At 46.9% G+C, this 18,459-nt stretch carries 17 protein-coding genes and 2 pseudogenes; 6 read left to right on the forward strand and 13 right to left on the reverse strand.

The features are described from left to right. The 4 genes from HRU42_RS05300 to rhlB all read right to left on the reverse strand — a co-directional run. Positions 1-781, reverse strand: a 781-nt coding sequence (locus HRU42_RS05300) for a TonB-dependent siderophore receptor (RefSeq protein WP_295029321.1), incomplete at its 3' end; no start/stop codon positions are given. Positions 782-1,471: 690 nt separating this feature from the next. Beyond that, positions 1,472-1,639 carry a hypothetical protein gene (locus HRU42_RS05305; protein ID WP_295029322.1) on the reverse strand — a complete coding sequence of 56 codons (168 nt, stop codon included), beginning with the start codon at positions 1,637-1,639 and terminating at the stop codon, positions 1,472-1,474. A 163-nt stretch (positions 1,640-1,802) separates the two neighbouring features. Then, positions 1,803-2,714: an exopolyphosphatase gene (locus tag HRU42_RS05310; protein ID WP_295029324.1), complete on the reverse strand. Its 912-nt coding sequence runs from the start codon at positions 2,712-2,714 to the stop codon at positions 1,803-1,805. Between the two features lie 16 nt (positions 2,715-2,730). After that, positions 2,731-4,047, reverse strand: coding sequence for an ATP-dependent RNA helicase RhlB (gene rhlB, locus HRU42_RS05315; RefSeq protein ID WP_295029326.1), 1,317 nt, complete (start codon positions 4,045-4,047; stop codon positions 2,731-2,733). Positions 4,048-4,222: 175 nt separating this feature from the next. On the opposite strand from rhlB, the gene trxA reads away from it, so the two are divergent. Beyond that, complete coding sequence (gene trxA / locus HRU42_RS05320; RefSeq protein ID WP_295029328.1) at positions 4,223-4,549, forward strand: thioredoxin TrxA; 327 nt, start codon at positions 4,223-4,225, stop codon at positions 4,547-4,549. Positions 4,550-4,855: 306 nt separating this feature from the next. After that, positions 4,856-6,124 (forward strand): transcription termination factor Rho, encoded by a 1,269-nt coding sequence (gene rho / locus HRU42_RS05325; RefSeq protein ID WP_295029330.1) that lies wholly within the window; start codon positions 4,856-4,858, stop codon positions 6,122-6,124. 315 nt (positions 6,125-6,439) lie between these two features. Here rho and HRU42_RS05330 read toward each other — a convergent pair whose 3' ends face one another. From HRU42_RS05330 to HRU42_RS05345, 4 genes and pseudogenes are all read right to left on the reverse strand, one after another. Continuing rightward, positions 6,440-7,183, reverse strand: coding sequence for a fumarate reductase iron-sulfur subunit (locus HRU42_RS05330; RefSeq protein WP_295029331.1), 744 nt, complete (start codon positions 7,181-7,183; stop codon positions 6,440-6,442). Further along, positions 7,180-9,192 (reverse strand): fumarate reductase flavoprotein subunit, encoded by a 2,013-nt coding sequence (locus HRU42_RS05335; RefSeq protein ID WP_295029333.1) that lies wholly within the window; start codon positions 9,190-9,192, stop codon positions 7,180-7,182. The genes HRU42_RS05330 and HRU42_RS05335 overlap by 4 nt, the downstream gene beginning before the upstream one ends. A 90-nt stretch (positions 9,193-9,282) precedes the next feature. Beyond that, positions 9,283-10,011 (reverse strand): fumarate reductase cytochrome b subunit, encoded by a 729-nt coding sequence (locus tag HRU42_RS05340; protein WP_295029334.1) that lies wholly within the window; start codon positions 10,009-10,011, stop codon positions 9,283-9,285. A 184-nt stretch (positions 10,012-10,195) separates the two neighbouring features. Beyond that, a pseudogene (locus tag HRU42_RS05345) lies at positions 10,196-10,572 on the reverse strand (succinate dehydrogenase/fumarate reductase cytochrome b subunit); the annotation flags it as partial. A gap of 406 nt (positions 10,573-10,978) precedes the next feature. On the opposite strand from HRU42_RS05345, the gene prmA reads away from it, so the two are divergent. From prmA to HRU42_RS05365, 4 genes and pseudogenes are all read left to right on the forward strand, one after another. Next, a complete protein-coding gene (gene prmA, locus HRU42_RS05350) occupies positions 10,979-11,860 on the forward strand; it encodes a 50S ribosomal protein L11 methyltransferase (protein WP_295029336.1) in 882 nt (293 codons plus the stop codon). 149 nt (positions 11,861-12,009) lie between these two features. Further along, positions 12,010-12,978, forward strand: a complete 969-nt coding sequence (dusB, locus tag HRU42_RS05355; protein WP_295029338.1) for a tRNA dihydrouridine synthase DusB — start codon at positions 12,010-12,012, stop codon at positions 12,976-12,978. Positions 12,979-12,996: 18 nt separating this feature from the next. Next, positions 12,997-13,302: a DNA-binding transcriptional regulator Fis gene (gene fis / locus HRU42_RS05360; protein ID WP_005496187.1), complete on the forward strand. Its 306-nt coding sequence runs from the start codon at positions 12,997-12,999 to the stop codon at positions 13,300-13,302. A 245-nt stretch (positions 13,303-13,547) separates the two neighbouring features. Beyond that, positions 13,548-13,769, forward strand: a pseudogene (locus HRU42_RS05365) (hemerythrin domain-containing protein); the annotation flags it as partial. 97 nt (positions 13,770-13,866) lie between these two features. Here the strand turns inward: HRU42_RS05365 and HRU42_RS05370 are convergent. The 5 genes from HRU42_RS05370 to lysA form a co-directional block, all read right to left on the reverse strand. Next, a complete protein-coding gene (locus HRU42_RS05370) occupies positions 13,867-14,589 on the reverse strand; it encodes an HAD-IA family hydrolase (RefSeq protein ID WP_295029343.1) in 723 nt (240 codons plus the stop codon). Continuing rightward, positions 14,589-15,515 (reverse strand): tyrosine recombinase XerC, encoded by a 927-nt coding sequence (gene xerC / locus HRU42_RS05375; RefSeq protein ID WP_295029344.1) that lies wholly within the window; start codon positions 15,513-15,515, stop codon positions 14,589-14,591. The genes HRU42_RS05370 and xerC overlap by 1 nt, the downstream gene beginning before the upstream one ends. A 120-nt stretch (positions 15,516-15,635) precedes the next feature. After that, positions 15,636-16,274, reverse strand: a complete 639-nt coding sequence (locus tag HRU42_RS05380) for a DUF484 family protein (RefSeq protein WP_295029346.1) — start codon at positions 16,272-16,274, stop codon at positions 15,636-15,638. Further along, positions 16,271-17,113 carry a diaminopimelate epimerase gene (dapF, locus tag HRU42_RS05385; RefSeq protein WP_295029348.1) on the reverse strand — a complete coding sequence of 281 codons (843 nt, stop codon included), beginning with the start codon at positions 17,111-17,113 and terminating at the stop codon, positions 16,271-16,273. Before dapF ends, HRU42_RS05380 begins: the two co-directional genes overlap by 4 nt. Before the next feature lie 98 nt (positions 17,114-17,211). Continuing rightward, complete coding sequence (lysA, locus tag HRU42_RS05390; protein WP_295029349.1) at positions 17,212-18,456, reverse strand: diaminopimelate decarboxylase; 1,245 nt, start codon at positions 18,454-18,456, stop codon at positions 17,212-17,214. Positions 18,457-18,459 lie beyond the last annotated feature (3 nt).

Consider the following 18,459-nt stretch of genomic DNA (forward strand, 5'->3'; position numbering starts at 1 on the left):
TGACAGAGGAGGAAATCGAGAACAGAATATTGCAACTAAATTTAACGCCAAGAAAGATATTAGGCGGGCTAACACCCCTCGAGGTCTTTACTGGTAAGCGTGTTGCACTTATTGCTTGATTCCAGCTGCCCGTCTTCCTAAAGTGTTCGATAGTGAACATCAGGTTGCCTTTATCTGAACTCAGGCCACCGGTGAACGAGGCTGAATGGTTATCACCGCCGCCATCGGCTGCCGGCTGTTCGGCGCGAACTTTAATTTCGACACCTTCAAAGTCTTTCTTCAAGATAATGTTGATAACACCGGCAATCGCGTCGGTACCATAAATCGCAGAGGCACCGTCAGATAGAATTTCGATACGCTCAACTGCCGCCGTTGGAATGGTGTTGATGTTAGTTGCGCCGCCGCCCAATACCGGCGACTTGGCCATACGCTTACCATCAAGTAAAGTAAGAGTGTGACTGGGGTCTGCGCCTTTAAGCTGAACGGTCGCTTGAGATGACCAGCTGTTGTTTGATGTTCCGCCGTATGAACCAAATGAGTTCAGTGTCGATGCTCTAAGTGCATCACCTACGGTTGCGAAACCTGCAATTGCCATATCTTCTGCAGTAATAGTGGTTATCGGGCTTGCACCTTCCATATCGACACGCTTGATGCGTGAACCGGTAACTTGGATACGTTCTACAGACTCTTCATCATTTTCTGCAGCATATACCGGGGCAGAAAGTGCTACGACTCCACCACAAACCAAGCTAACTAGCTTAGCGACTTTATTAAATTTCATACGTCCATCTCCCAAGAATATATTTTTTATAGGTCCTATGCTCAGTCAACTTTGATGGTAGAAACCAAAAAGAAAACAACAACAAAACATGGCAACAACATATGTATCACATAATGTATTTTGTATGCAATATATTATCTGTGTGCGGTTTTGGATTGATGCAGAGTTATAGAGTATTTATGCAAGCCACTAAAACGTCGGCACCCCTGGTAAGAAGTGACTAATGACCTAAGGGCTAATCAGCTGAAACTAGTGAATTATTGGCTTCTATGAGCAAAAACAAGCTGACACTTTACAATCAGATAGTGCTAAACAACTCACATATAACTGGCTAACAGTCACTAGAAATGCAATCTGTACAAAAAGTAGTTAAATATATCTAAATGGAATAATGGCTAAAATGAAGGCCGATGCTTAACAAGCGTGATAATAATAACGACTGATACAGGCATCCCATGGATTACCCGGTGCACAGCTATCTACACCTTCAGGGTGAACCGAGAATTCCTTTTGTGGGCGAGCAGAACTGATGCTTGTGACGAAACCTAATATAAACTCTGCGGTAATATCCTAGCTAGCATTAAACTTGAACAAATGAGTGTGATCGTTTGGCAGCTCACCATAAGCATGGCCCATCAGATCGCCATAATCATATGATCTAACCCGGATCGGCCTGATTGTTGTCTGTTTTCAAGTAATGATTGCATTGACTAGTCTTGCCCCTTCGCTATTAACGATGTAGCCCTTAACCATACTGGTATCAGCAGCCATAGCCGCCGGAGCCGACAACATCAGCACAGAGCCTAAGGCGGTTTTTCTTGGGGTAAATCGCTTAAACGCATTACTTCCAGACATCATTTATTCTTCCTTAAACCATCTCTGAATATGCGCTTAGCAAAAATATTATTATCAATAGGGCAAAGGAAGTGGGGTGCGACAGATGAGCTGCGTGAATTAATGAAACAGAAAAGAATGTGAATTAGGCTGTGTGAGTAAAAGAATACTAGTGGAATGGTTTTATCTAGAGGCGATTGGCTAAGGTTTGCAGCACACCTTCACGGAGTGCACCGCCAGAGAGGTTTAGTTTCTCTATGTTAAGCAGTTCAAACAAGGCAAGCAAGATAGAGATCCCAGCGGCAAAGGTTGGCGCTCGCTCATGATTTAAACCAGTAATCTCAACCATCGACAGATCTGACTGTGCCAGTACTTCTTGTTTGAGCCTATTAAGCACATCGGGGGTAATGCTAGTCGACTCGTTTCTATGACTCAAAAGCTCGACAACGGATTGCACGCTGCCAGATGCACCGACGACACAGTGCCAGCCTAAGGTTTTTAGTTCGTTTAAATGCGTACCCAGAGTATTTTTGACCTGGGACCTAGCATTTTCGAAGTCTAGCTCTTGCAGTGGAAATGAATTAAAGAAGTGCTCGTTGAAGGTGACGCAGCCCATAGCGAGACTGTTTTTCAATAATACTTTATCGCCATCACCGATAATAAATTCGGTACTCGCGCCGCCAATATCGATAACTAAGCGACGACCCTCGCCACAAGTCGTGGCCACCATGCCTTGATAGATCAACTCGGCTTCACGCATGCCGGTGATAATTTCGATGGGATGACCTAAGATAGGTAAGGCTCGGTGACAAAACTCATCGGAGTTAGCGATATTACGCAGAGTCGCGGTGGCGATCACCGCGATATTCTCGCTATTGACGCCCTCTTTCTCGAGCATGTCGGCAAACATAGACAAACAGTCCAGGCCACGCAATAACACGGCTTCACTCAGGGAGCCATTGTCCTGGATCCCTTCGGCTAGACGTACTTTGCGCTTGTACTTAGCAATAATTTTTGGCTGGCCTGCCACTGTTTCGGCGACCAGCATATTAAAGCTATTAGAACCTAAGGTAATCGCGGCATAGCGAGGTGTTGTCATCGTCTAATACGAGTTTTTATGAATGTCTGCGGGTCTTATCGTGACGGCGAGGTGCGCTGTTACGATTACCATTTCGACTGCCATTGGAACGACCCGAACCACCACGCCCTTGAGGACGACTATTGTGCTTTCTATGAACTCTGATCGGTGCAGGAATATCTTCAAGCAGCGCAGTGTTGTCATAGTTAGACACAGGTATCGAGTGAGTAATAAACTCTTCAATCGCCGGCAAGTTCATGGCGTATTCTTCACAGGCGAAACTAATGGATACACCTTTCTTACCCGCACGACCGGTACGACCAATACGATGCACGTAATCTTCGCAGTCATCTGGAAGATCATAGTTGTATACATGTGATACATCAGAGATATGCAGACCACGAGCCGCGACATCGGTAGCGACTAAGAAATCCAACTCGCCCGTGGTGAACTGCTCAAGAATACGAATACGTTTCTTCTGTGGTACATCACCGGTTAGCAGACCAACACGATGACCGTCGCCCGATAACCAAGACCAGACATTTTCACAGCTGTGCTTGGTATTAGAGAAAACGATCGCCTTCTCAGGCCAGTCTTCCTCAATAAGAGTCAATAGCAGGCGCATCTTCTCATCCATAGATGGATAGAAAATTTCTTCCTTAATGTTCTTAGAAGTTTTTTCGTTCGGCGCGATAACCACTTTCTCAGGCTCATTCATGTGATCATAAGCCAGCTCCTGCACCTTCATAGAAAGGGTTGCAGAGAACAGCATGTTCAGACGCGACTTGGCATCTGGCATACGTCGAAATAGGAAGCGTATATCTTTAATGAAGCCAAGATCGAACATACGATCGGCTTCATCGAGTACAACCGCTTGAATCGCACTCAGGTTAATGATGCCCTGGCGAACGTAATCGATAATACGTCCCGTGGTACCGATAAGTATATCGATACCCTTATCCAGCACCTTACGCTGAATTTCATAGCTTTCACCACCATAGACAATACCGACTTTCAGCCCGGTATGTTTTGCCAATAGCGTCGCATCTTTAGCGATCTGGATAGCCAGCTCACGAGTCGGCGCCATGATCATAGCCCGCGGCTGATTTAGCTGACGACCTTCAGGAATTGGGGTTGATAGCAGATGTTCAAACGTCGCCACAAGGAAAGCCAAAGTCTTTCCTGTTCCGGTCTGTGCTTGACCCGCGATATCTTTTTTCTGCAAAAGGATCGGTATTGATGCTGCTTGAATAGGCGTGCAAAATTCAAAGCCGCTCTCGTTAAGTGCTGTTTTTATCCCTTCGTGAAGGGAAAAGTCGGCAAACTTCTGATTAGATAAATGTGTTTCGCTCATAGCGGCAGCATACCAGTTGGGGTTGCAATAAGAAACTCAATCGTTTGAAATAGCGACTAATTATAAAAAGTACTTTTAAAGGTTATTAAAATTGCCTTGAAAAGTTATTTTTCAGACCCAATATACAGGTTAAGCCATTAACAAACCAGCGATGGCAGCCTAACTGGAGAACATCATGAGCGACAAGATAGTACATTTAAGTGACGACAGCTTCGAAAATGACGTAATAAAATCAGCACTTCCCGTAGTTGTTGATTTTTGGGCTGAGTGGTGTGGCCCTTGTAAAATGATTGCGCCAATCTTAGATGACGTGGCCGAAGACTATGCAGGCAAGGTCACTATCGCCAAGCTCAATGTCGATCAAAACAGCGTGTCTCCAGCTAAGTATGGTGTTCGTGGTATCCCGACTCTACTTATTTTTAAGAACGGCGAATTGGCAGCCACTAAAGTTGGCGCCCTGTCTAAGACTCAATTAAAAGAGTTTATCGACGCTCAACTTTAATTATGTAATAAGCCTATATCTAAAATATAGGCTTGCCAGCTGCATGCCGCCTGTACGTAAACGGATACTAAAAGTATTAAATAGCCGCAGTTACTGGCATATAGTGGTACCTGACACAGGTTATTTATTAAATTGTGTCAGGTTATACTAAAATCCTAGACGCACAGTCGCTATAGTGCTACTTTAATAACCAGAAACTTCTACTAACCCACATCTCGCTATTCGATCAATATTCACATTGTACTTACACACTCTATGATCGCTTGATCACAAATAGCATTACCTCGCATAAAAAGACCCACCAAGATGAATTTATCAGAATTAAAAGACACGTCGATTTCAGACTTAGTAAAGCTAGCCCAAGAGATGAAAGTTGAAAATACCGCCCGTGCCCGTAAGCAGGACATCATATTTTCAATCCTAAAAGCCCACGCCAAAAGCGGTGAAGATATCTTCGGTGGTGGTGTACTCGAAATTCTGCAGGATGGATTTGGTTTCCTTCGTAGCGGTGACGCTTCTTACCTTGCAGGCCCGGATGACATCTATGTGTCTCCGAGTCAGATCCGCCGCTTCAGCATGCGAACCGGTGATACTATTTTCGGTAAGATCAGACCACCAAAAGAGGGTGAGCGTTATTTTGCGCTACTGAAAGTCTCTGAAGTCAACTATGACAAGCCTGAAAACTCCCGCAACAAAATCTTATTCGAAAACCTGACCCCACTGCATGCCGAAGAGCGCCTGCGTATGGAACGTGGTAATGGTTCGACCGAAGATATTACTTCAAGAATTCTCGATCTATGTTCACCTATCGGTAAGGGTCAACGTGGCCTGATTGTTGCGCCGCCAAAGGCTGGTAAGACATTACTGCTACAGAACATGGCTCAAAGCATCACCCACAATAACCCAGATGTGGTATTGATGGTGCTGCTTATCGATGAGCGTCCGGAAGAAGTGACCGAGATGCAGCGCATGGTTAAAGGTGAAGTCATAGCTTCAACTTTCGATGAGCCAGCGAGTCGTCACGTACAGGTAGCCGAGATGGTTATCGAAAAAGCCAAACGCTTGGTTGAACATAAGAAAGACGTGGTCATCCTGCTAGATTCGATCACTCGTCTTGCTCGTGCATACAACACAGTGATTCCATCATCGGGTAAAGTACTTACCGGTGGTGTCGATGCTAACGCCCTGCAACGTCCTAAGCGTTTTTTCGGTGCGGCACGTAACATCGAACATGGTGGTAGCTTAACCATTATCGCAACGGCACTCGTCGATACCGGCTCTAAGATGGATGAAGTCATCTACGAAGAGTTTAAAGGTACCGGTAACCAAGAGTTACACCTGTCCCGTAAAGCAGCCGAGAAGCGTGTCTTCCCAGCTATCGATTTCAACCGCTCAGGTACGCGTCGTGAAGAGAAACTCACCACGCCTGATGAGCTGCAGAAGATGTGGATCTTACGTAAGATCCTTAATCCTATGGATGAAGTCACCGGCATGGAGTTCCTTATCGACAAGTTAGCCTTGACCAAGACTAACGAAGAGTTCTTCAACGCAATGAGAGGCGGCGGTAAAGGCTAAACCCTTTGCCTCTATTCCTTGTAATACATAGCGATTAGAACTCACTATAAAAAAGCCGCACTCGTTGCGGCTTTTTTATGTCTGGAACATTTATGTCTATTTTCCATGGACGGATAAAAATAGACTTTATGTCTGGAACATTTATGTCTATTTTCCATGGACGGATAAAAATAGACTTTATGTCTGGAACATTTATGTCGTAATAAAGAGTTGTGAAAATCTACCTAGGGACGTGTCTTCTCCATGCTTGGGCTATTTTACAAAAACAAAGCCTGCATGAAGCAGGCTTGGGGGCTAGACAGAGTATGCAGAAAGCTAAAACTGAGTCATTGCCATCTTACGGCGCAAATAGGCTATCTGCTGCATATGGGGTAAGTCCTTAGGGCAGTTATCCTGACAACCGAGTAAAGTCATGCAGCCAAACACACCATCCTGGTTACCTATGACATGATAAAAATCTTCAGCACTGCGACTGTCTCGGCTATCGAGCTCGAATCTGGCCAGCTTCATCATGCCCACAGCGCCGACAAAGGTCTCCCGCATCTGCTTAGTGGCGCAAGCCGATACACAGACACCACATTCGACGCAGCGCTCAAGCTCATAGAGCTTAGCCGCCTCTTGTGGAGACATAGGTGTTTCGAGCCTATGAACGTCGGCATCTTCAGTCATTGGGTGTAACCAGAGCTTGAGTCGCTCAGCCAGTTCACGCATAAACTTGCCGGTGTTTACCGAGAGATCGCCTATCAGCTCGAAGCCAGGTAGTGGCATCAAGGTTATTTCCCCTTTGGGGTAATTCTTGGTCAAGGTTCGGCATGCCAGCGTTGGAAAGCCATTGATCACCATGGCGCAACTGCCACAAATGCCTGCACGGCAGACAAAATCAAACTGCACAGAGGTATCTTGATACTCGCGGAGCATGTTCAGCGCGATAAACACTGTCATGCCAGGCGTCTCTTCAATTTGATACTTCACCATCTTAGGCTTGTCGCCCGCCTCTTGTGGGTCATATCTGAAGATATTGAATGTTAAGGTACGCCCTTTAGTCTCTATTGGGTTCATTTGGCTATTTTCCTCACCGCGGCAGGCTCACCGCTTTCGGTCAATTTATCACTTAAACGTTCGTTTTTAGGCTGCAGAGCCTCGGGGACTTCGAAGGGCATAATTGCATTTTGCCGCTGATGTCGATCGGCATCATCACCCAAATCACTCAGAATTTTAGCGATCTCCAGCTGCCGTTTCTCTGTATTAGGATGAGCGATAGCATTGTCGATACCGTATCCTCGATACCCAGGTGGTAGCTCCATCTTCATCACATCCAGAGGTTCATAACTCAGCTCTGGAGAGAGTGCATTCTCATCAGGCCAGCTCGAAAGCGTTCTGTTCAACCAAACTTTATCGTTTCTTTGGGGGAAATCTTCTCGAGCGTGGGCACCGCGGCTTTCTGTACGAGCTGCCGCGCCGCATGCCACAGTGAGCGCGACTTTAATCATGCGCTTAACACGTAGCGCTTCGACCAATTCAGGATTTGCATGGCGCTTGATACATTTAAGACCGATATCACGGGAACGTAGCAGTAGCCCTTGCAGCTCAGAAACCGCTTTGTCGAGTTCGGTGCCATTACGGAAAATACCCACATAATCCATCATGATCCGCTCCATCTCTTTTCTGATCACAAACGGACTCTCTGTACCTTCACCCGCCACTAAATCATCGATTTCGCTGCGCACCTTATCGATAAATGACTCGGCAAGTCCAGTGTCTATCTCTAAGGTATTTTCTTCGCAAAAATCGGCAACATATTTACCGATAATCATGCCACCGACCACAGTTTCAGCCAGCGAATTACCACCGAGTCTATTGAAGCCATGCATGTCCCAGCACGCAGCCTCACCGACACTGAATAAGCCTTTAAGCTGAGGGTTTTGACCTGTCTTATCGGTACGGATCCCCCCCATAGAATAATGTTGAGTCGGGCGAACCGGGATCCACTCCTTGGCAGGGTCAATCCCGAGGAAGTTCTCACAGATCTCTTTCACTTCACGCAGGTTAGTTTCGATATGTTTACGACCAAGAAGCGTAATATCGAGCCAGAGATGTGGACCATAGGGACTATCAACCCCCTTGCCCTTACGCATATGCTCTGTCATGCGTCGAGAAACCACATCACGGGACGCCAGCTCTTTCTTCTCGGGCTCGTAATCCGGCATGAATCTATGGCCATCTTTATCTCTTAGCAAGCCTCCGTCACCGCGACAACCTTCGGTCGTCAAGATGCCAACAGGCACTATGGCAGTCGGATGAAACTGCACCGCTTCCATATTGCCCAGCTGGGCAACGCCAGTTTCTAGGGCGAGCGCCTGGCCGATACCTTCACAGATGATGGCATTGGTCGAGACTTCATAAATCCTGCCGTAACCGCCAGTAGCAATCGTGGTCGACTTGCCGATATAAGCCCTTAGCTCTCCGGTTACCAAGCAGCGCGCGACAACACCTTGACAACGCTTACCATCATGAATGATTGCCAAGGCTTCGACGCGTTCATGGACAGGAATATCCATGGAGATAGCCTTGTTATCGACCGCATAAAGCAAGGAATGTCCGGTACCATCTGCGGTGTAACAGGTGCGCCACTTCTTGGTGCCGCCAAAATCACGGGCGTTGATCAAACCGTGGGCTGCTTTAGCCTCTTCTATGGTGACCCTTTCGGCATTCACCACCACCTGTCTCGGGCCTTCTGTCACCCGAGTCCAGGGGACGCCCCAGTTTGCCAGTTCTCTTACGGCCTTAGGCGCACAATGAGCAAACATACGTACGACATCTTGATCGCAACCCCAGTCGGAACCCTTTACCGTATCCTGAAAATGAATGTCTTCATCATCACCCATACCTTTCACGGTATTGCCCAGACTCGCCTGCATGCCCCCTTGCGCCGCAGCTGAATGTGACCGCTTAGCAGGAATAAGAGAAAGCACTAGAGTATCGAGTCCACGTTCCTTGGAGGCGATGGCAACTCGTAAGCCAGCCAATCCGGCTCCAACCACTAAAGAATCGGTATATATCAGTTTCACACTTGCTCCTTTTAAAGCCTAGGGTCTGGTTTTTTAAGTTTTAAGCCAGTAGGTTAAAGCTAAGACGACGGCCTTCGGCCCCGATGTTCATTACGCATATGGAAGGAAAGCCAATAACGACGCTAATCCAATCAAAATGAAGACGACACTTATGATGCTTTTTATCTTTTTCATCCGGGCACGGGTATTTACATCTCTGGCCGCGCCCCACTTTATCGCCACCCTATACATACCAATTGCGGCATGTAATTCAACGCTCAACAACAGCGGCAGATATAACAGCCAAACCCCATCATTCCAGATCCTGCTCGCCGAACCCGAAGGGCCTATGGTTTCTGGCGCCGAACCGATAAGCCAAAGGTGCACTGGCAGTAACACAAAGATGATGACACCGGTAATGGCCTGCCACACCCAAAGCTGAGTATCACCATGCTTGATGGCGCTCATCTGCTTTCTAAGAGCTAGCTGTTGCTTCAGACTCAGCGGTAATTTTTGCAGTGCGACCAAGACATGAATGAAAGCTAACGCACCTATTCCTATGGCAATAAGCGACACTATCCAAGGATAGCCATGGCCATCGCTGCTCAGAAAACTCAGCTCCATCAAGCCTGCAACCCAGCTCATCGCATCGCCACCGAGTAAGATGGATGACACCAAGACTAGATGCGTCCATAAGAACAAAGCGAGAATCACACCAGAGAGACTCTGACTGACATCCAGCCAGGCAGTCCAGCGTCTACTTTTCGCCTTAATCTTGGAACTCGTAGTCGTTATTGTATTTGTCGTACTTGCTGCGAATGCAGAATCATTAATAGTCATATGTCCTCACTGAATGTTGAGTTGCAACATGATCTAAAAACCTTATAAAGGGTAATGATAATGTCGCCCAAAAATCACTTAAATACAGTGAGGTAGATCAATTCAGCTCTAAATAATCAAGGATATCCCGATCTAATCATGACTAATGGCCATTGGGACATAAGGCTCTACAGGCATAGAGCAACCAGGCATGACTATCTTTACGCTTGATGACATTCATGTGCCGGCGAAGTGCTCGCCACTGGCCAATTTGCGCAGGGAAACGACGCAGCGCAACTGCCCCATGTGCGATCACAACCAGCAAGGTGAACATTGAAAAGATGTTAGTCACAATAGGAAAACCATGGCCCGTCTCGCTAAACATGCCGCCTTCCAGTATTTGCACCCCTGATAAAACGCATCTTTACCGAGTAAAATACTCGATTAGAAGTGTAGGTGTGCTAATAAGAAACAGCCCAACAAGATACCTGTGGCACTTTGAATTATATCGGCTTTCGTAGACCAAGGATGTCCGCCGATACCAGGAATACTGGATGCGGGGAATAGCGTTCTCACTGTCATTTTCTTATCTGCCTATTGTCGGAGTTGACACTCTAGCAGGAAGATAATTGATGGGAGATGTGCCCTATGCATTTCGTGATTTAACTCACTAGGTTAAGTCTGAGTATTTGAAGCCTGCCACAAACAATGGCGAGAACGGCTAACAGAGGTAAGACTAATTATCAATTTAATTCAACTAGTTACCACTATAGTTCACACGAGACGACCAGTAACGAATTTATCTTAATTTCAGCAGGATAACTAATAGCGCAACTCATTGCTCACCCATACACAGCTGGATTAATCACTTGTGATCTGTGTGTATGTTTACCTAGACCAACTCAGGCCGTACATTGCCTTGAAACTCGCAATACATGCAGGCTTGGGTATACAATAGCCGCAATTTTACAAGTAACGAGACGATTCCATGCCTTGGATCCAACTGAAAATTGATACCGATAGCCAACACGCAGATGCATTAAGCGATCTGCTGATGGAAGAAGGTGCACTGTCTATTACCCTAGAAGATGGTAAAGACACCCCCATTTACGAACCAACCTTGGGTGAAACACCACTGTGGAATCACACCGTACTGACAGCGTTATTCGAAGCCGATAGAGATCTTGCCATCCTTGTTGAGCAACTAAAGTCTGTGCCTTATTTAGGTAGCGATTTTAGTTATAAGATCGAACAGGTCGAAGACAAAGATTGGGAACGCGAATGGATGGATAATTTCCACCCAATTCAATTCGGCAAGCGACTGTGGATCTGCCCTAGTTGGCGTGAAATTCCAGATCCACAAGCGGTTAACGTGATATTAGATCCAGGCTTAGCCTTCGGTACGGGGACTCACCCGACGACCGCCTTATGTCTGGAGTGGTTAGATGGACTGGAGTTAACCAATAAAGAGGTCATCGACTTCGGTTGTGGCTCAGGCATTTTAGCCGTCGCGGCGCTGAAATTAGGCGCTAAAAAAGTCACTGGTATCGACATCGATTATCAGGCCATCGAAGCCTCGAAGGCCAACGCCGAGCGCAATGATGTGTCAGCCCAGCTCAATCTCTACCTTCCGGAAGATCAACCCCAAGATCTTAAGGCCGATATCTTGGTTGCCAACATTCTTGCGGGTCCACTACGTGAATTAGCCCCATTAATTGCTGAAAAAGTAAAGTCTGGTGGTCAATTAGCCCTGTCAGGCCTGTTAAAAGAGCAAGCTGATGAAGTTGCTGAATTTTACACCGAATGGTTCGATATGGATGAGCCAGCTCACAAAGAAGATTGGAGTCGCTTGACAGGAATACGTAAATAGCTGTACTGGGCGGCACACCTTGTTCCGCCTAACTATTCTCAGCTTGCAAAAGTCAAGAAAAAAAGTTTCATCTAGGTCATTTATTGACCTTTTCACCGACTCAAAAAAGACGTACTATAGCGCCCCTTTGAAGCGCAGGTATGTTGAGAATGCAGATTGGACCCTATCAACTGAAAAATCAGCTGATCGTGGCACCAATGGCAGGTGTCACAGACCAACCCTTTAGAAATCTTTGTGTTCGTTATGGTGCTGCCATGGCGGTTTCAGAGATGCTTTCATCTAATCCCGATGTTTGGGACACAGATAAGAGCCGCCAGCGCATGAGTCATGCTGGTGAAAATGGGATACGCTCGGTGCAAATCGCAGGCGCCGATCCTGAATTGATGGCCAATGCCGCTGTTGTCAACGTACAACAGGGAGCACAGATCATCGATATCAATATGGGTTGTCCTGCTAAGAAAGTGAATAAGAAGCTAGCGGGTTCAGCTCTGCTGCAAAACCCTGTGCAGGTAAAAGCAATTTTACAGGCCGTGGTTGCCGCAGTCGATGTACCTGTGACACTGAAGATTCGAACCGGTTGGGCTCCAGAGCACAGGAATGGTGTTCAAATCGCCCAGATAGCCGAAGATTGTGGCATTGCCTCATTAGCCGTTCACGGCCGAACCAGGCAGTGCATGTATAAAGGCGACGCCGAATACGACACGATTAAGGCTATTAAACAGAATATCTCGATCCCAGTGATTGCTAATGGAGATATTGTCACCCCAGAGAAGGCACGCTACGTGCTGGACTATACGGGTGTCGATGCCCTCATGATAGGACGAGGTGCCCAGGGAAGGCCTTGGATTTTCCGAGAAATTCAACATTACCTGGATACGGGTAACAAGCTAGCGCCTGTTGAGATGGATGAAAAGCGTCTGGTGATGCTGGAACATCTTAAAAACTTATATGAACTATATGGTGAGTATAAGGGCATCCGTTTTGCTAGAAAGCATGTTGGATGGTATTTGGACCAGGAAGAACAGCGTCCATTCCGTGCCGAGTTTAATCGGCTGGAGACTGTTGAAAAACAATGTTCCATGGTGGAACGCTATTTTGATGAAATTGCACAGAATTAATTAAAGAGCAGAATACGAATGTTTGATCAGACTACTAACACAGAAACTCATCAGCTTACAGTTGGCAAAATCGAAACAGCTAACGGTACTATTAAGCCTCAGTTACTACGTGACGCTGTAAAGCGCGCTGTAACAAACTTTTTCGCTCAGATGGACGGACAAGAAGCTGAAGAAGTATATGAAATGGTGTTGAGCGAAGTTGAAGCTCCTCTGCTAGATATCATCATGCAGCACACTCGCGGTAACCAGACTCGCGCTGCGAACATGCTGGGTATCAACCGTGGTACTCTGCGCAAGAAATTGAAAAAGTACGGCATGAACTAATCGTTCTTTCCTTACTAAATAAAAAAACCAGCTTCGGCTGGTTTTTTTATGTCTGATTTTTCACCTAAGTTTAATCTACATCATAAAAAGGTCTATTCCTGACTAAATTAGTCAAGTTTTACTTGTCCATAAGCTGAGTGCCAAATAACATCCCTACTAAAGGCACATATAATTTACAGCTTTGGAGTGGGTATGAGCACAACTTCTCAATCGGATGTCCAACTATCCCAGCAGCGCGTCGGAAAATTGGCAACCCTATCAATGCCATGGAACATGAGCATGATGAGGCTATTCAGATGTTCGAAAAGCTCCATGAGCTCACTAATCACTTCCAACCACCTGAGCATGCTTGTACCATCTGGCGTGTCTGCTATGCCACTCTGGCGGAGTTTGAGGCTGACTTGAAACAGCATATTCATCTGGAAAACAATATCTTGCTCCCCAAGGCTCTGGCGCAGTCTGCATAATACCTATCTTATTAATACCAACCGGTATTAACTAAAAATAGACAGTAAAAAGGCCAGCACTGTAACAATGCTGGCCTTTTCCGTGACGATGGATAATTTACCCGAGTAATTCTTGCAACTCATGTATGTCTTGAATTTCTACATGGGGTAATAGCTGACCAAATCTGTGTGGTTTATCTCGGCCGAAGCTTGGATTGAGCCAAGCAGACTGACAGCCTGCCATCCTGGCTCCCATAACATCGGCTGCATGACTATCTCCGACGTGCAGTAAGCTAGGTAATGAAATGTTCAGCCTACGGCAGGCCTTATAAAACATGTCCGGAAAAGGCTTCATGCGTGTGCCTTCACCAGGATGAAGCACAAAATCCAGCACATCACCCAGACCAATTTTATCGGCATCGACATTACCGTTGGTGATGCCGATTAACGGGTATTTCGCACTCAAGTCTCGCAGCAAGTTTACCACAGGCCTTGGAACGGTAAAATCAGAGCGCTGGTGTAAGAAGCAATTCAAACCGGCCATGGCACCTGATCCGGCATGCTCTCGGGAATAACCTAGCATGAGCAGGCCTTGCTCCAACATGATCAGTCTTGCGGCAGTCGTATCATGGCCAAGCTCAGGTTCATGCTGGATAAGCCTTGTCTTGAGCTTTAACCAGTCATCCCTCTGCCAACGCCGAGTCTCGCTATAGTTCAAATGTAAAAATTGCAGCAGCGAAGCTTCGGCAGCTCTGATCACAGGACCATTATCATATAAGGTGTCATCGAGATCGAAGCTAATAGCTTGATAGGCACTAGGCCTGAGATATATCTGAGCCATTAGCTTTTCTCCCTTTTGGCGCTATCGAGCTTCTTGGCCCTGCTGGCCCTTGGATGAGCCCCGTCGTACACTTTTGCCAGATGCTGAAAGTCTAAACTTGTGTATATCTGAGTCGTCGAGAGATTGGCATGGCCAAGCAACTCCTGCACCGCACGCAGATCGGCGCTCGACTCCAACATATGAGTCGCGAAAGAGTGACGTAACTTATGCGGATGGACCCGCATATTCAAGGCCTGCTCTTGCCCCCACTTGGCTAATCTGGCTTGTATGCTTCTATGGGCGAGTCTTTTTCCCTTGGCTGTGACGAATAACGCCTCATCTTGGCAGGGAATACTCTCTCTCAACGTTAACCAAGCCTGGATAGCCTGGATCGCACATTGACCAACAGGAACAATCCTTTCCTTGCTGCCTTTACCTAACACCTTAACTTGGCGTTCGGCGAAGCGGATAGCCAACACATCGAGCGCCGCCAGTTCGGCGAGTCGCAGGCCAGAGGAGTAAAACAACTCCATGATGGCTTTATCACGCACACTCAGGAGATCGTCGGCGTCTATCTCTAAGAGATGAGTCACTGAGTCGAGATCCATATTTTTTGGCAGGGGTTTATTTTGCTTAGGCGCACTCAGGCTCTTGGCTGGATTAGCCTTAATCACTTCCTCTCCCAGTAAGAAGTCACAAAACTGCTTCACCGCGGAGAGTGTTAACGCCAGGGATCTGGGGCTCAGCCCCTGACGGTGTAATTGGCCTAAGACATGTTGAATTTGTTCATGGCTGACCTCTGACCACAAGAAAGGTGAGGAGGCATTAGCCTCGAGTTTATCGGAGACTCGATGCAACTCGTAGAGGTAGTTTCGTACTGTGTGTGCCGAAAGCTGCCGCTCGCTACTCAGATAACTCTCAAAATGTTTGAGCCAGTTAGCGTTCATATATACTCCATTCAGAGCCTGTCAGCTTTTTCAATTCATGGCGGATAGATAAATCCCTTGGGTGCCACAAGTCCTGTAGGCCTGCTATTACAGGCTCTTGGCAGGATACACTGAATACAGTTAAAGTTTAGGCAATAGATGATCTAAGAGTTGCTTCAGCTGATCCAGGAGCAAATTATCCATTTGCGGATGAAAATGCATCGCATTTGGGCTCGCGATGGCAAAAATGACCTGACCACACAGCTCCGATAATCTAGATAAGGCCACGGAGCCGACTTCACAGCCAAATAAACGTTTCGATTCTGCCGTAGTGAGTCGACCAAAATAATAACCTTGGCTCAGGCGCTTACTCCAGATATGCGATAACTCGCTATCTATGTCATGTACCGTGATGAGTCGAACATGACTAAACTGAAACTGCGTCTTTAAACCGTCGGATAATTCTTGCCTCAATGCTCCAATGTCTTCACATTCAAGCATCTTAAGTGACAGCTTGGTATTGAACATATAAATCATCTCATTACGGCTAGCCATCCCCATCAAGGATGTGATCTCCTCCTCTAACTGCTGTACCCGGCTGCGCAGCATCTCTTGCTGGCGCTCGACCAAGGACACGGCACCACGCTGTGCATGTGGAATTCGCATAGCCAACAGCAACTCAGGATAACGACTGAAAAAATCAGGGTTATCCAGCAAGTATTCTCGGATCAGTATCTCATCGAAAGGCAGTTGTTTTTTCGCATTAATCATTTCAGTCATACTTGTATCTGTCCGTCGTATACGTGTTCCGCAGGCCCTGTCATCCACAAAGGCTTACCCTCTCCATCCCAATTAATGGTCAGAGTACCGCCGGGAAGATCGACACGAACACGCTTATCTAGCTTACCTTGTAATTGACCCACGACCACAGCAGCACAGGCACCGGTACCACAGGCAAGTGTCTCTGCCGCGCCGCGTTCATATACTCTTAGTTTAATATGACCTGAGTTAATCACCTGCATAAAACCGACATTTACGCCCTTTGGGAAGCGCTCATGTTGAGTCAATAAGGCGCCAACCCCCTCGACATCTGCCGCCTGAATATCTTCGACATCCAAGACACAGTGTGGGTTACCCATGGAAACAGCACCACAGAGAAAGGTCTGCATCTTAGATACTGCGGTGTCGGTCTGTAACAAATAGGTTTTTTCAGCTCGCTTAGCATTAAAGGGGATCTTGCTCGGCTCGAGTACCGGAACACCCATATTCACGGTGACATTGCCGTCTCGCTCTAGGCGCAGGGTAAGTTTGCCGTTGGAGGTGCTGACTTTAATTTTTTGTTTGTTGGTCAATCCCTTGTTACGCACGAAGCGAGCGAAGCAGCGTGCGCCATTACCACACTGCTCAACCTCGCCGCCATCGGCATTAAAAATACGATAGTGGAAATCAAGATCGGGATCATAAGGAGGCTCCACCAGAAGCAGCTGATCGAAACCTATACCAAAATTTCGATCGGCAAGGCGTTTGATCTGCTCGGGCGAGAAAAACACATTCTGTGTTACGCCGTCGACCACCATAAAATCATTGCCTAAACCATGCATCTTAGTGAAATGGATCAAGTTAGGTATCCTTTAAATAGCCCGGTTCCGTGACTCAACAAAGCCTTTTTTCTTTATCTGAGGACGAAACCGTAACATCATCAATTAATATGCACAGTTTACGGCAGGAGTTGCTCACCTTGCCATAGCTGAGTCAATTTTTCTCTCTCTCGAATAACAAAATCCTGATCCCCATCGACCATCAACTCGGCGGCTCGAGGGCGAGAATTGTAGTTAGATGACATGGTAAAACCATAGGCGCCCGATGAGCGTACAGCCAGATAATCACCCGCCACCAAATTCAGCGCTCTGTCTTTGCCTAAGAAGTCACCGGTTTCACACACTGGACCGACGATATCGTAATTTAAGGTTTCACCATCGCGCGGCTTAACAGGAATAATATTTTGCCAGGCACTGTAAAGCGCAGGGCGAATAAGATCATTCATGGCACCATCAACCAGGGCAAAATGTTTATCTCCGTTGCCCTTAAGATAGAGCACTTGAGTCACGAAGATACCCGCATTAGCAGCAATAGCACGACCAGGTTCGAAGATGAGCTTAAGCTTTCGGTCGCCTAAACGTTCGAGTAAGGCTGCGGCATAGACATCAGGCTGGGGCGGCGTCTCATCGTCATAAGGCACACCTAAGCCACCACCCACATCGAAGTGTTCGATATCAATGCCCTGCTCAGCGAGTCGATCGATTAGCGCGAGCATGAGATCCATGGCATCGAGGAAAGGCTGGATCTCGGTTAGCTGGGAGCCGATATGACAATCGACACCTTTAACGTTTAAATTGGGTAACGCGGCGGCGCGAGCGAAAATAGCCTCGGCTTGCTCCATAGCGATACCGAACTTGTTATCTTTAAGGCCAGTGGATATATATGGGTGTGTGCCGGCATCGACATCTGGATTAATGCGCAGGGAAACCGGTGCAATCTTACCTATACGGCCAGCAACAATATTTAACTGCTCAAGCTCGGCTGCCGATTCGACGTTAAAACAAAGAATGCCGAGATTGAGTGCCATCTCCATTTCGTCGGCTGTCTTGCCTACACCTGAAAATACCACTTTAGCGGGATCGCCGCCGGCTTCTATCACTCGCAGTAGCTCACCACCGGAAACGATGTCGAAGCCACTGCCCAAACGTGCGAGCACGTTCAAGACGGCGATATTAGAATTCGCTTTAACCGCGTAACAGATAAGATGAGGATGATCGGCAACCGCACGGTCAAATGCATGCCAATGGCGTTCTAACGTGGCACGAGAATAGATGTACAGAGGAGTACCATGGGTACGAGCCAGCTGGGCCACAGAGCAATCTTCAGCCAGTAATTCATTATTTTTATAGAGAAAATGATCCAAGAC

The organism is Shewanella sp. (genome assembly GCF_013214165.1).
GTDB lineage: Bacteria > Pseudomonadota > Gammaproteobacteria > Enterobacterales > Shewanellaceae > Shewanella.

What these genes read in the sequence shown, in the direction of transcription:
- HRU42_RS05305 (WP_295029322.1), bottom strand. Translation starts at nt 1,639, where the DNA reads ATGATGTCTGGAAGTAATGCGTTTAAGCGATTTACCCCAAGAAAAACC.
- HRU42_RS05310 (WP_295029324.1), bottom strand. Translation starts at nt 2,714, where the DNA reads ATGACAACACCTCGCTATGCCGCGATTACCTTAGGTTCTAATAGCTTT.
- rhlB (WP_295029326.1), bottom strand. Translation starts at nt 4,047, where the DNA reads ATGAGCGAAACACATTTATCTAATCAGAAGTTTGCCGACTTTTCCCTT.
- trxA (WP_295029328.1), top strand. Translation starts at nt 4,223, where the DNA reads ATGAGCGACAAGATAGTACATTTAAGTGACGACAGCTTCGAAAATGAC.
- rho (WP_295029330.1), top strand. Translation starts at nt 4,856, where the DNA reads ATGAATTTATCAGAATTAAAAGACACGTCGATTTCAGACTTAGTAAAG.
- HRU42_RS05330 (WP_295029331.1), bottom strand. Translation starts at nt 7,183, where the DNA reads ATGAACCCAATAGAGACTAAAGGGCGTACCTTAACATTCAATATCTTC.
- HRU42_RS05340 (WP_295029334.1), bottom strand. Translation starts at nt 10,011, where the DNA reads ATGACTATTAATGATTCTGCATTCGCAGCAAGTACGACAAATACAATA.
- prmA (WP_295029336.1), top strand. Translation starts at nt 10,979, where the DNA reads ATGCCTTGGATCCAACTGAAAATTGATACCGATAGCCAACACGCAGAT.
- dusB (WP_295029338.1), top strand. Translation starts at nt 12,010, where the DNA reads ATGCAGATTGGACCCTATCAACTGAAAAATCAGCTGATCGTGGCACCA.
- fis (WP_005496187.1), top strand. Translation starts at nt 12,997, where the DNA reads ATGTTTGATCAGACTACTAACACAGAAACTCATCAGCTTACAGTTGGC.
- HRU42_RS05370 (WP_295029343.1), bottom strand. Translation starts at nt 14,589, where the DNA reads ATGGCTCAGATATATCTCAGGCCTAGTGCCTATCAAGCTATTAGCTTC.
- xerC (WP_295029344.1), bottom strand. Translation starts at nt 15,515, where the DNA reads ATGAACGCTAACTGGCTCAAACATTTTGAGAGTTATCTGAGTAGCGAG.
- HRU42_RS05380 (WP_295029346.1), bottom strand. Translation starts at nt 16,274, where the DNA reads ATGACTGAAATGATTAATGCGAAAAAACAACTGCCTTTCGATGAGATA.